This window comes from Cellulomonas sp. NPDC057328, from assembly GCF_042667215.1.
Classification (GTDB): Bacteria; Actinomycetota; Actinomycetes; order Actinomycetales; family Cellulomonadaceae; genus Cellulomonas.
Genome location: NZ_JBHUZW010000017.1, coordinates 1 through 14,722, shown reverse-complemented (window position 1 = coordinate 14,722; position 14,722 = coordinate 1). Strand labels below are relative to the sequence as shown.

Annotated in this window: 13 protein-coding genes; 6 read left to right on the top strand and 7 right to left on the bottom strand. The window is 79.0% G+C overall.

From position 1 onward, the window contains the following. Positions 1 to 11: 11 nt before the first annotated feature. Positions 12 to 1,529, bottom strand: coding sequence for a hypothetical protein (locus tag ACFUMH_RS05270; protein ID WP_378201484.1), 1,518 nt, complete (start codon positions 1,527 to 1,529; stop codon positions 12 to 14). 267 nt (positions 1,530 to 1,796) lie between these two features. Here ACFUMH_RS05270 and ACFUMH_RS05265 point away from each other — a divergent pair, with 267 nt between their 5' ends. Beyond that, complete coding sequence (locus tag ACFUMH_RS05265; protein WP_378201481.1) at positions 1,797 to 2,777, top strand: D-alanyl-D-alanine carboxypeptidase family protein; 981 nt, start codon at positions 1,797 to 1,799, stop codon at positions 2,775 to 2,777. Positions 2,778 to 2,803: 26 nt separating this feature from the next. Here the strand turns inward: ACFUMH_RS05265 and ACFUMH_RS05260 are convergent, their stop codons facing one another. From ACFUMH_RS05260 to ACFUMH_RS05235, 6 genes are all read right to left on the bottom strand, one after another. After that, positions 2,804 to 3,022, bottom strand: a complete 219-nt coding sequence (locus tag ACFUMH_RS05260) for a hypothetical protein (RefSeq protein WP_378201478.1) — start codon at positions 3,020 to 3,022, stop codon at positions 2,804 to 2,806. Positions 3,023 to 3,032: 10 nt separating this feature from the next. Then, positions 3,033 to 3,353 (bottom strand): hypothetical protein, encoded by a 321-nt coding sequence (locus tag ACFUMH_RS05255; protein WP_378201476.1) that lies wholly within the window; start codon positions 3,351 to 3,353, stop codon positions 3,033 to 3,035. 39 nt (positions 3,354 to 3,392) lie between these two features. Continuing rightward, on the bottom strand, positions 3,393 to 4,817 hold the full coding sequence (locus ACFUMH_RS05250; protein WP_378201473.1) for an MFS transporter: 1,425 nt from the start codon (positions 4,815 to 4,817) through the stop codon (positions 3,393 to 3,395). A gap of 83 nt (positions 4,818 to 4,900) precedes the next feature. After that, positions 4,901 to 5,968: a non-homologous end-joining DNA ligase gene (ligD, locus tag ACFUMH_RS05245; RefSeq protein WP_378201469.1), complete on the bottom strand. Its 1,068-nt coding sequence runs from the start codon at positions 5,966 to 5,968 to the stop codon at positions 4,901 to 4,903. Between the two features lie 80 nt (positions 5,969 to 6,048). Continuing rightward, a complete protein-coding gene (locus tag ACFUMH_RS05240) occupies positions 6,049 to 8,973 on the bottom strand; it encodes an AAA family ATPase (protein ID WP_378201466.1) in 2,925 nt (974 codons plus the stop codon). Then, a complete protein-coding gene (locus ACFUMH_RS05235; protein WP_378201463.1) occupies positions 8,955 to 9,170 on the bottom strand; it encodes a hypothetical protein in 216 nt (71 codons plus the stop codon). The genes ACFUMH_RS05240 and ACFUMH_RS05235 overlap by 19 nt, the downstream gene beginning before the upstream one ends. Positions 9,171 to 9,480: 310 nt before the next feature. Here ACFUMH_RS05235 and ACFUMH_RS05230 point away from each other — a divergent pair, with 310 nt between their 5' ends. The 5 genes from ACFUMH_RS05230 (at position 9,481) to ACFUMH_RS05210 (ending at position 14,636) form a co-directional block, all read left to right on the top strand. After that, the gene (locus tag ACFUMH_RS05230; RefSeq protein ID WP_378201460.1) at positions 9,481 to 9,717 is read left to right on the top strand and encodes a PspC domain-containing protein; all 237 of its coding nucleotides are present in this window, start codon (positions 9,481 to 9,483) and stop codon (positions 9,715 to 9,717) included. A 126-nt stretch (positions 9,718 to 9,843) separates the two neighbouring features. After that, a complete protein-coding gene (locus tag ACFUMH_RS05225) occupies positions 9,844 to 10,284 on the top strand; it encodes an ATP-binding protein (protein WP_378201457.1) in 441 nt (146 codons plus the stop codon). A 213-nt stretch (positions 10,285 to 10,497) separates the two neighbouring features. Then, the gene (locus ACFUMH_RS05220; protein WP_378201454.1) at positions 10,498 to 12,030 is read left to right on the top strand and encodes a chromosome partitioning protein; all 1,533 of its coding nucleotides are present in this window, start codon (positions 10,498 to 10,500) and stop codon (positions 12,028 to 12,030) included. Positions 12,031 to 12,299: 269 nt separating this feature from the next. Then, the gene (locus ACFUMH_RS05215; protein ID WP_378201451.1) at positions 12,300 to 12,902 is read left to right on the top strand and encodes an RNA polymerase sigma factor; all 603 of its coding nucleotides are present in this window, start codon (positions 12,300 to 12,302) and stop codon (positions 12,900 to 12,902) included. A gap of 111 nt (positions 12,903 to 13,013) precedes the next feature. After that, the gene (locus ACFUMH_RS05210) at positions 13,014 to 14,636 is read left to right on the top strand and encodes a hypothetical protein (RefSeq protein ID WP_378201448.1); all 1,623 of its coding nucleotides are present in this window, start codon (positions 13,014 to 13,016) and stop codon (positions 14,634 to 14,636) included. Positions 14,637 to 14,722: the final 86 nt, after the last annotated feature.

Below are 14,722 nucleotides of genomic sequence, written 5' to 3'. Positions count from 1 at the left end.
GCGCCGACGCCTCAGAGGACGGGTGCCGCCTGGCCCACGACCTCCGGGCCGCCGACCTCGCGACCACCGGCCGCGTCGTGCACGAACGCGTGCGCCACGCGGATGCCCGGCTCGCCGACCGCCGACGCGTCGACCACGACGCGCGGGTACGGGCGCACGGCGTCGGCGGGCGACGTCCAGCCCACCGCGGCCGCCGCAAGGCCGCACCGGCGCGCGTGCTCGCGCGCCTCGAGCGTGCCGGCCTCGCCGTGCGGGAACGACGTGAGGTCGAAGCGCTCGCCGTCGCGCACCAGCACGAACGGCGCCACCCCGCGCGGGTCGGCGACGGCCTGCTCGAGCGCGTGCTCGAGCGCCCGCAGCGCGAGGTCCTGCACGTGGGACGTGGGGCGGTGCGGCAGGTCCTCGGGCGTGAGCGTCGAGGCGGGCACGACGGCGGGCGTCGAGGACGTCACCGGGGCGGCCACCGCGGGGGTGGACGACGTGCCGGGCGCCGCGACGACGGGGGTCGACGACGTGACGACGTCCGCCTCCGCGGGCGTGCTCGCCACGTCGGACGCCGGGGCCGTCTGCGCGGCGACGGCCCACGCGGGCACCGCGGGTGCGAGCGTGGCCGGCCGCCACGCGGGCGACAGCGGGTCCAGCGGCGCGGGGTCGACCTGCGCGCTCGGCGTCGGGGCGGCCTGCACGGGCGCCCACCCCGACCACGCCGGTGCCGGCTCGACCGGCTCCCAGGCCGGCGCGTCGGCGGCGGCGTCGGGGTCCGTGCCGTGGTCCGCGTCCGGGTCGGCGAGGCGGGGCACGACGAGCTCCGGGGCTGCCCCCTCGGGCGACGTGGGCTCCCAGGTGGCCGGCGCGGGGACGGGGAGGTCGTCGCCGTGCTCCGCGGCGAGCCCGGGCACCACGAGCTCGGCGGCCGCCGGGTCCGCCGGCGTCGTGAGCACGGACGCCGGACCCGTCCACGCGGCGTCGGCGTCCACCTCCCACGCCGCGTCGTGGCCCGTGCCGAGCGGGGCCGCGTCGTCCGGCACGGCAGCCACGGCGACGGCCTCGGCCACGGGCGCGGCGGGCGCGGTGCCGGCCGACGGGTCCAGGTGCACCGTCGCGCGGCGCACGTAGTCGACCGTCCACTCGGGCGTGCGCAGCCGCCAGCGGGCGTGCGCGTCGAGCACGGCGAGGACGGGGGCGTGCACGCGCCCGTCGGCGACGACGCCGGGCGTCGCGCCGTCGGGCCCGGGGCACATCATCCAGACCGCGCCCGGCACGGAGCGCACGAGGACGTCGCCGACGGCGATGCCGATCGCGGCGGCGGGCGCGGGGGCGTCGGCGGCGTGCGTCGCGAGCAGCGTCACCCACCGCGCGTCGAGGGCGGCGGGGTCGTGCACGTCGACGCCGTCGTCCTGCAGCCACGCGCGGAGACGGTCGAGGTGCGCGACCTCGGACGGCGTGAGCGGACGGGCGAGGACGGGGCCGGCGCCGGTCGCGGCCACCGGTGCGGTCCCCGCCGGGAGGGTCGGCGAGGCGGAGTGCATGCCTGAGGCATCGGCGTCCGTGGCGACGGCCTTGAGCCCTCGGACAGGTGAGGAACGACGTCCCCGGACCGGCGCGCCGCCCGCCCGCGGGGCGCCGTCCGAGGGCCGCCGTTACGGTGGACGGCGTCCGTGCGCCCGCCGGGCCCTGGCTCCGTCGCCCGCCCGCCGCCCTCGCCCGCCTCACCCGCGGACGCGTCCCGACCACCGGAGGCCGACATCCGCCGCGCTGCCGTCACCGTCGTCACCGTCGCCTCGCTGGCCCTCGGGGTGACCGCGGGCGGGTGGGCGTGGACGGTCGACCGGCGCGCCGAGGACGAGGCGCTGCGCGCGGCCGCCGACGAGCGGGTCGCGGCCGCCGCGCTCGCGGTCGACGCCGACCGGTCCGCCGCGGCGGTGGGTGCGGCGGTGCTCGGCACGGCCGGCGCCGCGTCGGTGCGGACGGGATCGCGTGCGGCCCTCGACGCGGCGGTGGCGCAGGCGGGCGGCACGCTCGCGTCGTCGGCGGAGCGGGTCGGCGACGACGCGGTCCGGCAGGCGCTCGCGGCGGTGCTCGGTGCCGCGGAGCAGGAGGCGGGGACCGCGTCGGCGGTGCGGCTGCGCGCGCTCGCGGCGGAGGTCGCCGGTGCCGAGCGCGTGGTGGTCGACGCCGTCGCCGCGCACGAGGCCGCGCAGGCCGCGGAGCGCGCCGCCGCGGAGCGCGCTGCCGCCGCGGCGTCCCGGCCACGGACCACGTCGCCCGGCGCCCCCGCTGCCCCGGCACCCGCGGACCGGTCCTGCGCGACGACGTACTCGGGCCCGGCCTTCTACACCTCGCCGCCGACCGACGGCGGGGACGGCAGCAACGGCCGGCTGCCCGCGTCGGCGCTGAGCGCCGTGTCGTGGACGCGCGACTCGCGCGGCACGCCGTTCTACCTGCGCTCCGACGCCGCGGCGGCGCTCGAGCGCCTCAACGTCGCGTTCCGTGCCGCGCTCGGGCACGACCTCGCGCTCGACCTCACCTACCGCGACCTCGACACGCAGGTCGCCATGCGCGCGGCGCTCGGCTCGGTGGCCGCGGTGCCGGGGACGTCGTCGCACGGCACCGGCCTGGCGATCGACGTGCCCGAGCTCCCGTGCACGTACGGCTGGGACTCCGCCGCCAGCGCGTGGCTGGTCGCGAACGGGCCGACGTACGGGTGGGTGTCGCCCGCGTGGGCGCGGCAGGGCGGCTCGAACCCCGAGTACTGGCACTACGAGTACCGCGGCTGAGGAGCCCGCCGCCGCGGCTCGTCGGTTCAGGACGCGGCGAGCTCGCGCTGGAAGTAGCGGGAGTGCGTCTGCCTGACCGTCTCGATCGAGTCGCTGACGAGTGACACGATCTCCACGTCCTGTGCGGCCGTGCCCTCGAGCTCGAGCCGACGCTGCAGAGCGTCGCGAGGGCCGGTCGGGCCGGCGTACTCCTGTACCTCCGTCGCGCCGGTGCGGCGGTGGTAGGTGATGACGAAGCCGGACATGGGCGCGACTCTACGCCTCTGACCTGCACGTTCCCGAGGGGGGTCCCCGGGTCGCGGACCAGCTCGTCAGCGTCGTCAGCGTCTTCGCACGGCTCGTGATCTGCGGTCGGCCGGCGGGGCCGAGGAGGCTGTCCCAATCGAGGGCGCGCAGCTCATCGTTCACCGCTGTCGCGAGGTCGTTGTAGTGCAGCATCACGTCGGGGTAGGACGGGCAACCCTCGGCACTCGCCTCGCCCTCGCGCAGAGCGCGGCCGAGGCGGCGCAGCTGGCTGCCGCTCCACGGCGGGAGCGGCACCGGCAGGCCGCGGGAGGGCTCGGCGCCGTTGCTCACGTCGGCGACCGTACCGTCGCCCGCCGACAGCGCCGTCGCTCACCCGGTCGGCGGCCGCACCCCCGCCGCGGTGCGCGGCACGGTCCACCACGACACCGCCGCCCCCGCGAGCAGCAGGCCCGCGCACGTGAGCATGGCGGTGCGGTGCGCGGGGGCCAGCCGGGCGGCGTCGGTGAGGCCCGCGCCGACGCCCGCGACGAGCGGCAGCGCGGCGACGGCGAGCAGCGACGCGACGCGGGCGACGGCGTTGTTGACGGCGCTCGCCACCCCGGCGGCGTGGTCGGGCGCGGCGGCGAGCGCGGTCGTCGTCAGCGGCGCGACGGTGAGCGCGAGCCCGAGCCCCTGCAGCGTGACCCCCGGCAGCACGTGCGTGACGTACGGCGCGTCGGCGCCGACGCCGGCCAGCAGCACGGTGCCGACGGCGGCGACCGCGGGACCGGCGGTCATCGGCAGGCGGGGCCCGAGCCGCAGGCCGAGCGCGCCGGCCCGCGGCGAGAGCAGCAGGAGCAGCAGCGTCGTCGGCAGCGACGCCAGCCCCGCGGCGAGCGGCGGGTACCCGCTCACGACCTGGAGGGTGACGACGAGGAAGAAGCCGATGCCGGAGAGCGCGGCGTAGACGAGCAGCGTCGCGATGTTGACGCCGGTGAAGGGGCGCCACGCGAACAGGGCGGGCGGCACCAGCGGCGCGGTCGACCGGCGCTCGACCACGACGAACGCGGTCAGCGCGAGCAGCCCGGCGGCCAGCGCACCGGCGACGACGACGGGCGAGGCGCCCGGCTCCGCCCAGGCGGTGCAGCCGTACGCGACGCCGGCGAGCCCGACCGCGGCGAGCGCCGACCCGGCGACGTCCGTGCGCGGTGCGGCGCCGGGGTCGGCGGACTCGGGCACGTGCCGCAGCGTCACCGCGACGACCACGGCCGCGAGCGGCACGTTGATGCCGAAGGCCCACCGCCACGACGCCACCTCGACGATCCACCCGCCGAGGAACGGCGCCGCCACCCCGGCGACACCGCCGAGCCCCGACCACGCGCCGATCGCACGGCCGCGGTCCTCGCCGGCGAACGTCGACTGCAGGATCGCGAGCGACCCGGGTGTGAGCAGCGCGCCGCCGACGCCCTGCAGCACGCGCGCGGCCACGAGCGCGCCCACGGTGGGGGCGAGCGCGCACGCGACCGACGCGACCGTGAACCACGCGACCCCGACGAGGAAGACCCGCCGCCGCCCGAACCGGTCGCCGAGCGCGCCGCCGAGGAGCAGGAACGCGGCGAGCGTGAGCGCGTACCCGTTGACCGTCCACTGCAGGCCGGCGGTCGTCGCGCCGAGGTCGTCCGCGATCGCCGGGAGCGCGATCGTCACGATCGTGGCGTCGACGAAGGCGAGCGCCGAGCCCAGCACCGTCGCGAGCAGCACCCAGCGCGCGGTGGCGCTGCGGTACGGGAGGCTCGCGCCCGGTGCTGTGGTCACGGTGCGGTCGTCACGGTGCTGTCCCATGGCGCGGTCGTCACGGCGCGGCGGAGGTGCGGCCGGCGGCGCTCGGCGCCCGACCGTCAGCGCGGCCGGTCACGGTCCTTGCTCGGCTGCACGCGCTTCGGCTCGCCCGGCATCTTCGGGTACTCCGGCGGGTACGGCAGGTCGCCGTGGCCCTCGTCGCGCTCCTGCTTGTCGGCCAGCTCGAGCAGCGAGTCCAGCCGGTACCGCGGGGTCTCGTGCGCGACCAGCGGCGCGAAGAGGTCGCCGACCTCGGCGAAGCGCTGCGGCATCGTCAGCACGTCGAAGTCGTCGGGGTGCACGTCGCCGACCTCGTCCCAGCGCAGCGGCGCGGACACGGTCGCGCGCGGGTTCGAGCGGATCGAGTACGCCGACGCGATGGTGCGGTCGCGCGCCATCTGGTTGTAGTCGACGAAGATCTTCTGCCCGCGCTCCTCCTTCCACCACCGCATGGTCACCTCGTCCGGCATGCGGCGCTCCAGCTCGCGGCCGAACGCGATGGTGGCGCGCCGCGCGTCGGTGAAGGTCCACTCGGGCTCGATCGGCACGAACACGTGGATGCCGCGCCCGCCGGACGTCTTCGGCACGCCCTCGAGCCCGTGCTCGGCGAGCAGCTCGCGCACGTGCGGTGCGACGCGTGCGGCGTCGTCGAAGTCGGTGCCCGGCTGCGGGTCCAGGTCGATGCGGATCTGGTCGGGCCGGTCGACGTCGTCGCGGACCACGGGCCACGGGTGGAACGTCAGCGTGCCGAGGTTCGCGGCCCACGCCACGACGGCGACCTCGGTCGGCGCGACCTCGTCGGCCGTCCGCCCGCTGGGGAACGCGATGCGCGCCGTCTCGACGTAGTCCGGCGCCCCCTGCGGCAGACGCTTCTGGTAGAACGCGTCGCCGCTGCTGTCCTGCCGCGTCGACATGCGCGCGCCCTCGAACACGCCCTTCGGCCACCGCTCCAGCGTCGTCGGCCGGTGCAGCAGCGCCCCGAGGATGCCCTCGCCCACCGCGACGAAGTACTCGACCACGTCGAGCTTGGTGAGCCCGCGTGCGGGGAACACGACCCGGTCGGGGCTCGTGACGCGGACCGTGCGCCCGCGCACGTCGAGCTCGACCGCCGCTGCCTTCTGTGCCATGGCTCACACCGTAGGGCCGGCCACCGACATCCGCCCAGGTCACGCCCCCGAGGGCGGGAGAGGGCAGGGGAGGGCGCGGGTCAGGGCGTCGGCGTCAGCAGCCCCCGGCGGTGCGCGACCGTCACCGCCTCCGTGCGCCCCGACGCGCCGAGCTTGGCGAGCACGTTCGACACGTGCACGGACACCGTCTTGCCGGAGATGAACAGCCGCTCGCCGATCTGCCGGTTGGACAGGCCCTGGGCCACGAGCGCCAGCACCTCCGCCTCGCGCGCGGTCAGGACGTCCGCCGTCCCGCCGCGCACCCCCGCGACGTCGAGCCGGCCCCGGCGCACCAGGTCGCGCACCGCCGACGCGAGCGGCGCCGCGCCCATGCCGTCCGCCGCGGCGAGGGCGGCCGCCGCCTGCTCGGACGCGCCGGCCCGGTCGCCGGCGCGCAGCAGCGCCTCCGCCCACCGCCACCGCGACCGCGCCTGCTCGTACGCGTGGCCGTAGCCGAACTCCGCGACCGTCACCCCCCACGGCGCCGGGTCGGCCGACCCGACGGCGCGCGCGTGCTCGGCCCGTGCGCGTGCGAGCCACGCGCGGCCCTCGGGCCCGATGCCGCCGGAGCGCGGCCGGCGCCCCTGCGCGGTCCGCTCGGCGCGGTCGAGGCGCGCGTCGGCGTCGGCGAGCAGGTCGTCGAGGGGCGCGCCCGCGAGCCGCCGCGCGGCGGCCTCGTCCGCGACGGCGGCGAGCGCGAGCGCGCTCATGCGGATGCCGCCGGTGTACATCTCCGGCCACACCGAGCGCATGTGCGCGTCGACGCGGTCGAGCAGCGCGCGGGCCTCGGCGGGCCGGCCCTGCCACGTGAGCGCGTCGACGGCGTTGCCGCCCGCGAGCAGCGCGACGAGCGGGTCGCGGTCCCACCACCGCTCGAGCGCCCGCGCGCGCTCCACCACGTCGGCGTCGCCGCGCGCCACGGCGGCCCACAGGTCGGCGGCGGCGACGAGCGCCGCGCCGAACTCGGGGACGTCGTCGTCCGCCGGCCCGGTCACGCGCGGCGACAGGTCCCCGCGGGTGTACCGGATGGTCGCGTCGAGCGCGTGCAGGTCGACGGCGTGCGGTGCCCACGCCATGCCGAGCGCGCGCGCCCGGTCGAGCCCGGCGCGCGACGCCGCGGCCGCCCGGTCGAGGTCGCCGACGTCGTAGTGCGCGGACGCCAGGTTGTAGCGGATGCGCAGCTCGGTGGCGCGGTCGTCGGCGCCCACCGCCCGCTCGAGCGCCTCGGCCAGCAGCCGCGTCGACAGCGCGTGGTCCAGCCGCTCGGCGACCGCGAGCGTCGCCATCGCGTCGGACTCCGCGGCCGCGGCACCCACCGCGCGCGCGATCTCCACCGCGCGGGCCGCCAGCTGCTCCGCCTCGTCCTCCCGGCCGGCGTTGACCGCGGCGCGCGCGTACGTCGCGAGCGCCCACGCGCGCTCCGGGGTCGGCGCGTCGGGCAGGTCCGCGACGGCCCGCGTCGCCTCCGCCAGCGCGGCGGGCACGTCGTCCACGCCGAGCAGGTGCCGCGCGAGAGCGGTGCGCACGGCCGGGAGCTCGTCCGGCGGCGTGCCCGGCGCCTCCAGCGCGGAGCGCGCCAGCTGCACGGCGCGGTCGGGGGCGCCGGACCGGCTCGCGGCGCCCGCGGCGCGCAGCAGCACGCGCGCCCGGTCCTCCGGCAGGCCCGCCGCCTCGTCCGGCACCGCGTCCCACAGCCGCAGGACGACCTCGAGGTGCCGCAGCTCCTCCGTCGGGGCCAGCACGCGGTGCGCCTGCAGCGCCGCGTCCCACGACGCCCGCAGCGCCACCGGCAGGTCGGGCGCGCGCACGGCGTGCGCGGCCCGCTGCGCCGCCGTCCCGACGCCCGGGTCCGCGTCCAGGGCGCGCAGGTACGCGCGGTGCACGCCGCTCAGCTCACCCGGCAGCAGATCCGTGTAGACGGCCTCCGCGAGCAGCGCGTGCCGGAACGCGATGCGCCCGTCCTCGACGACCAGCACGTGCTGTGCCACCGCGTCCCGCAGCGCCCGGTCCACCGCCCCCGGCTCCCGCAGGGCGGCGTCGCCGTCGGCGCGCGCGGCCGCCCGCAGCAGCGGCTCGTCCACGCGGCGCCCGGCCGCCGACGCGAGCTGCACGAGCCGCAGCGGCCCCGGCTCGAGCTGCTCCACGCGCGTGCGCAGCACGTCGCCGAGCGACCACGGCAGCTCGTCGCCGTCCGCGCCCGCCTCGAGCAGCTCCTCGGTGAAGTAGGCGTTGCCCTCGGCGCGCTCGCGGACGCGGCGCAGCAGTGGGTCGGGCAGGGGCTCGCCGGCGACCGCGGTGGCGAACGCGCGCAGCTCGTCGTCGGTGAACGGGTCGAGCGGCAGCCGCTCGGTGCGCGGGTGCCGGGCCAGCTCGGCGGCGACGGGGCGCCACGGGTGGCGCCGGTGCAGGTCGTCGGTGCGGTAGGTGACGACGACGAGCACGTGCTGCACGGTGAGGCGGGAGACGAGGAAGCGCAGCAGGTCGCGGCTCGACGCGTCGGCCCAGTGCACGTCCTCGAGGACGAGCAGCAGCGGGTGCTCGGCCGACGCGCAGCCGGTGAGCGCCTCCACGACGCCCTCGAACAGCTGCAGGCGGTCGGCGGCGTCGTCGCCGGGCGGCGCCACCGTGCCGTCGCCGGCGAGCCGGGCGAGCGCGGGACGCGACGCGACGACCGCGCGCACGGCGTCCGGGTCGAGCGCGTGCAGCGCGCCGAGCGCCTCCGCGAACGGCAGGTACGGCAGGCCGATCTCGCCGAGGTCGACGCAGTGCCCCGTGACGACGCGCGCGCCCTCGGCGGCCGCGCGCGCCGCGACCTCGCGGACCAGGCGCGTCTTGCCGACGCCCGCGTCCGCCCCGAGCAGGACGAGCGACGGCGTGCCGGCGCGCGCGCGGCCCAGCGCCTCGGCGAGCCGGGCGACCTGGGCCGCGCGCGCCACGAACGGGGTGCTCATCGGGCCGCGTGCCACGCCCCCGATCCTGGCAGCACCCACCGACGCCCGGGCGCGCGGCTCGCACCTGCGCGGGCGGGCGCCGCCGCGGCGTCGGTCCGGGCGCGGCGTCGCCCCCGCGCGGTGGTGCGGCCGTGCCCGAGCGCGTCCTGCACGCGCTCGCGGCGGTACGCGAGCTCGGCGTCGAGCGCCGGTCCCCACATGGTGGTGCTCATGTCGTCCTCCCTCGTCGGTCCGTGCGGGCCGGGCGGCGGGCGCTCCGGCACGACCCTGACGTTGCCCGTGAGGCGGGGGTGCGCGGATCGGTCGGTCGCCGGGTCCTGGCCGACCGGATCGGGTGGTGCGCGCCTGAGGCCGCCCCCGGCGGGCCTGAGGTACCTCAGGCGGGCGGGCCGGGGCACCCCGACGGGCCTGCGCCGCAGGTCGGGGTCGGCTCCGGGGCGGACCCGGAGGCGCCCGCGCGCGCGGCGCGGGAGGCTCGGGGGTGTCGGGTGCGGACGGTCCGCACCGGGACGGAGGAGTCACATGGACGGGATCCGCGACGCGTTCGCACGCGCCGGGCTGGTGCGCCCCTACGCGGGCCGGCTGCTGGCGGGGGTCTGCGCCGGCGTGGCGCTGCGGCTGGGGGTGCCCGCCTGGGCGGCGCGCGTCGCCCTGCTTCTGCTCTTCGTGCTGCCCGGCAGCCCGTTCGTCATCTACCCGCTGCTGTGGATCTGCATGCCGGCCCAGGGCTGGGTGCCGCCGACCCGCCCGGTGCGCTGACCTGTGCCGTCGTCCGTGCGCCGGCGGGATCCCGGGCCGCGTCGTCCGCCCGCACCGGCAGTCGGACCGGTGTCCGGCACGCGGGCCGACCGGCGGGACCGGCCCGTCTCGTGCACCCTGGGGGGCGTGGGTGACGTCCGGGACCTCCGCAGCGGACGGCGGCGTGGTGCGCCGCCGCCCCTCCTCGACGACGAGCTCGTCGTGCTCGCCGAGCGCAGCGCCTCGCGCCAGGCGCGTCACTGGGTGATGCGGTCCGTCGCCGGCGCGGGCGTCGGCGGCGCCGCGAACCAGGTGATCGAGCTGCTCGCCGGCGAGCTGGTGTCCAACGCCGTCGTGCACGGCCCCGCCGGCGAGCCGGTGCAGGTCGCCGTGCGCGTCGACGGCAGCGTCGTGCGCGTCGCCGTGACGGACCGCGGCGGCGGCACGCCCCGCGTGCGGCACCCCGAGCCGACCGCGCCGAACGGCCGCGGCATGGCCCTCGTCGAGGCGCTGTCGTCGGCGTGGGGCTCCGCCCGCCAGCCGGACGGCGGCACGACCGTGTGGTTCGAGGTCGACACCGAGGAGTAGCCGTCCGGCCCGTCCCCGGCCGGGCCTGCCGTCCCCGTGCCCGCGGTCGCCCTGGCGGCGTCCCGTGCCCGCGTCCTCCTGCCCGCGGTCCCCGTGCTGCCCGTTGTGCGCGCGAGGGGGAGGAACGATACGTTCGTCCAGGATTTGCAGGGCAGGACGGGTCCCGGCGTGCCATCTGCGGGGCGCCGCGGGCTCGCAGGACGGAGGGGACCGATGACGGACAGCGGCGGCGACGTGGCCACGCGTGACGCGACGGCGGGGGCGCTGCCCCACATCGTCGCGGAGGTGCGCGAGGACGGGACGGGGGAGATCTCCGTCGACGGCGTGCTCGAGCGCATCGCGGCGGCCGACCTCGCGGAGGCGGGGGCGCAGATGACCGCGCGCATCGCGGCCCTCGCGCAGGAGGCCGGGCGTGCCCTGCCCGTCGAGGTCCGCGACCCGGACGGCCTGTGGGCGCTGCTCATCCACCCCGACGGCCGCGTGGACGAGGCCGCCGACGCCGACGAGGTCGCACCGCTGACCGGTCCCGTGCCGGCCGGCGGCACGCCGGTGCCCGTCGCCGCGACGGCCGACCCCGCGCCCGGCGCCCCTGTGCCGTCCGACCCCGTGCCCGCCGACCCCGCGCTGTCGGGGCCGACGCCCGTCGTCGCCACGTCGCCGGAGCCCGCGGCGAGCGGGCCGACGCCCGCGGTGGACGCCCCCGCCGCACCGCCCGCCACCCGGCGCGGCGCCGCCGCCACCGGTGCGACGCCCGCCGTCAGCCGCCGCGGCGGTCCCGCGACGGGCGCGACCCCGGCCGTCGCCGGCACGTCGCTGCCCACGCTCGACGACCTGCTCGCCGCCCGGCACCCCGCGCACGCGGGCCCCGCCGAGCAGGGCTGGCAGCGCACCGTCCGCCGCCTGACGCTCGGCGCGGTGAAGCCCGCGCCCGGGCGGGCCGAGCGGGTGCGCCGCTCGCAGGTCGAGGCGGTCCGCCGCACGTTCGACGGCCCCCGCACGGTCGTCGTCGTCAACCCCAAGGGCGGCGCGCACAAGACGACGGCGACGATGCTGCTCGCGGCGACGTTCGGGCTGCACCGCGGCGGGTACACGCTCGCGTGGGACAACAACGAGACGCGCGGCACGCTCGGCTGGCGCTCGTCGCACGCCGACCACACGCGCACGGCCGTCGACCTGCTGCACGCGCTGCCGGACCTCACGGGCCGCGGCACGCTGCGCATCGGCGACCTGGACGCGTACGTGCGCACGCAGCCGAACGAGCAGTTCGACGTGCTGGCGTCCGACGAGAACGCGGCGTCCGTGTCGAGCGTCGACGCGCAGTCGTTCCGCTCGCTGCACACGGTCCTGTCGCAGTTCTACCGGGTGCTCGTCGTCGACACGGGCAACAACATGCGGGCCTCGAACTGGCGGGCCGCCGTCGACACGGCCGACCAGCTCGTCGTCGTCTCGACGCTGCGCGAGGACACCGCCCAGTCGGCGGCGTGGGCGCTCGACGCGCTGCGCGCCACCGGGCACGAGGAGCTCGTCCGGCAGGCCGTGACGATCCTGTCGTTCCCCGAGCCGAAGGTCGACAAGGACCTGCGCCAGCGCCTGCGCTCGCACTTCGGCGCGCTGACGCGGGCCGTCGTCGAGGTGCCGCACGACCGGGCGCTCGTCACGGGCGGGCCGATCGACCACGCGGCGCTGCGCCCGTCGACACGGGACGCGTGGCTGCGCGCGACCGCCGTGGTGGCCGACGGCCTCTGACGCGTCGCTCCTCCCGTCCTATCCCGTCCCGTCCCACGCCGAACGGCATACCGGTCCCTCTCCCAGCCGCGGGAGGCTCACCGGTATGCCGTTCGCGGGAGCGGGAGCGGGAGCGGGAGCGGGAGCGGGAGCGGGTCCGCGACGTGGTCGCGTGAGCGGTGGGTGCGGATGGGCGGTGCAAGATCGGGGGAGGTCGCGACACCTGGGGGTGAGGGCGGTGCTCCGCGCGCCGCCCGCACGTCCGCACCGTCCGACCGCCGGGAGCCGCAGTGCCGTCGCACCCTCCGCACCTCGACGTCGTCCCGGACGGGCGCGAGCCCGTGGGGGACCCCGACGGTGCGGCGCCCGCCGCGCCTGCCCCGCTCGGCGCGTCCGCCGGGCAGCCAGGCACCGCCCACGACGCCGCCTGGTACGACGCCCTCGTGCGCGCGCACGCCACCGCGGTGCACCGGTACGTCGCCCGGCGCGCGGGTGGCTCCGAGGCGGAGGACCTCACCGCCGACGTCCTGACGGTCGCGTGGCGCCGGCGCGACGACGTGCCGGACGGCGCCGAGCTGCCGTGGCTCTACCGCACCGCCGGCTACGTCGTCGCGAACCACCGCCGCAAGGGCCGGCCCGTGCCCGTCGCGGAGGTCCCCGACGAGCCGGACGCGGACGACCCGGCCCTCCTCGCCGTCCGCGACGACACCGTCCGCACGGTGCTGGCGGGGCTCTCCGCGCGCGACCGCGAGGTGCTGCTCCTGCACGCGTGGGAGGGGCTGACGGGCGACGCGCTCGCGGCCGTCCTCGGCACGGGACGCGGTGGCGCCGACGCCGCCCTCTCGCGCGCCCGGTCGCGGCTGCGCGCCGCGTTCGCCGCCGTCGACGCCTGAGCCGCTGCAAGACCCGCACCCCCGGCGACACAGACGGGGCAGGAGAGCGGCGACGGCGCCCGGTCCGCACGGACCGGCCGACGCCCGCCCCGTCCCGGCAGGAGGACCCCCATGGACGACACCCGCGACCCGCGGCGCGACGACGCCGACCCCCGGCGGCACGACGCCGACGCCCGGCGCGACGACGCCGACCCCCGGCGCGACGAGGCCGACGACCCGACGACGGCCGACCCGGCCGGCGCGGTGGCGGCGGACGCCGCCGCGGAGGACGCCGCCGTGGCGCGCGTCCGCGCGGCCGACCCGGCCGCCGGCACGACCCCGGACCTGCCCCGCCTGCAGGCGCGCCTCGCGGACGCGACGGGAGTCCCCACAGGTACGTCGGCGGCCGGCACGGCAGCGGTCGGCACGGCCGCGGCCGTCCCGGACGAGCTCGCCGCCGCCCGCGAGGAGCGCCGGCGCCGCCCGGCCCGCTGGCTGCAGGTCGCGGCGGTCGCGACGGGCGCCCTGGTGCTCGGCGGCGGGGGCTACGCGCTCGGCGCGGCGGGGGCGGACCAGCCGGCCGCACCGCCGATCGCGCTGCAGGGCGGCGCCGCGACGGAGAGCACCGTGGGCGGCGCCGCACCGGCCGCCGCGGACACGGCGCGCAGCATGATCGCCCCCGGCTTCGGCGGGCGGACGACCTTCGCCGGAGAGGGGCTGCCGACGGAGGCCGGCCAGGCCCGGGCGTTCGCGTTCGACGCGACGTCGGCCGCGACGGCGGAGGCCGCGCGCCGGGCGGCGGAGGTGCTCGGCGTCGCGGGCGAGCCGCGCGGCGAGTGGGGCCAGTGGGTCGTCGGGACGACCGACGGCAGCGCCGCGAGCGTGACCGTCGGCGGCGACGGCATGGCGAACCTGTGGTTCTACGACCCGGCGCGCGACCCGTCGGCGTGCCGGTCGGGGCTGCCGGAGACGCCGGACGTGGGCACGGACGCCGGCACCGACGGCGGCGCGGGCGTCGACGGCTCGTCCGCAGGGACGCCGGAGCCCGCCGCGCCCGACGTCTCGATCCTGCCGGCGCCGCGGCCCGCGCCGGCCGACCCGAGCGTGTGCGACCCGGGCGCGACGCCGACCGGCGACGCCGCCGTGGCGGCCGCGCGCGACCTGGTCGGGCGGCTGGGCGTCGACACCGCCGGGTACGAGTTCGCGGTCGCCGAGGACACCGGCGTGCCGGGGCTCGTCCAGGTGCAGGGCACCCAGGTCGTCGACGGGACGCAGACGGGTGTCGCGTGGTCCGTCGGCCTCGCCGGCGACGGTGTGCAGTCGGTGTCGGGACCGCTGGCGTCGCTGGTCGAGCTCGGCACGTACGACGTCGTCGGTGCCGCCGACGCCGTCGACCGGCTGAACGACCCGCGCTTCGGGGCGTCGTTCGGGGGCGTCATGCCGTTCGCCCGGGCGGCGGGCGCGGCGGAGGGCGCGGTCGCGGACGACGCGGTCGGGATCATGCCCGTCGAGCCGGAGCCGGAGCCTGCCCCGGCCGAGCCGACCGTCCCGCCCGTCCCCGCGCCCGGCTCGCCGATCGCGTGGCCCGTGCAGGAGGTGACGCTCGTCGACGCGCGCCTCGGCGTGACGCTGCTGACGGCGCCCGACGGCGCGACGCTGCTCGTGCCGGCGTGGGAGCTCACCGACGCCGACGGCCGGACGTGGAGCGTCGTCGCCGTGGCCGAGGACCAGCTGGACCTGAGCCCGGCCGGCTGACGGGAGGACGTGCCGCCGGCGACCCCGGCGGCGGCGGACGCGGCGGAGGGGCCGCGGCCGGTCACGGGCCGGGCGGTGCCGGAGGG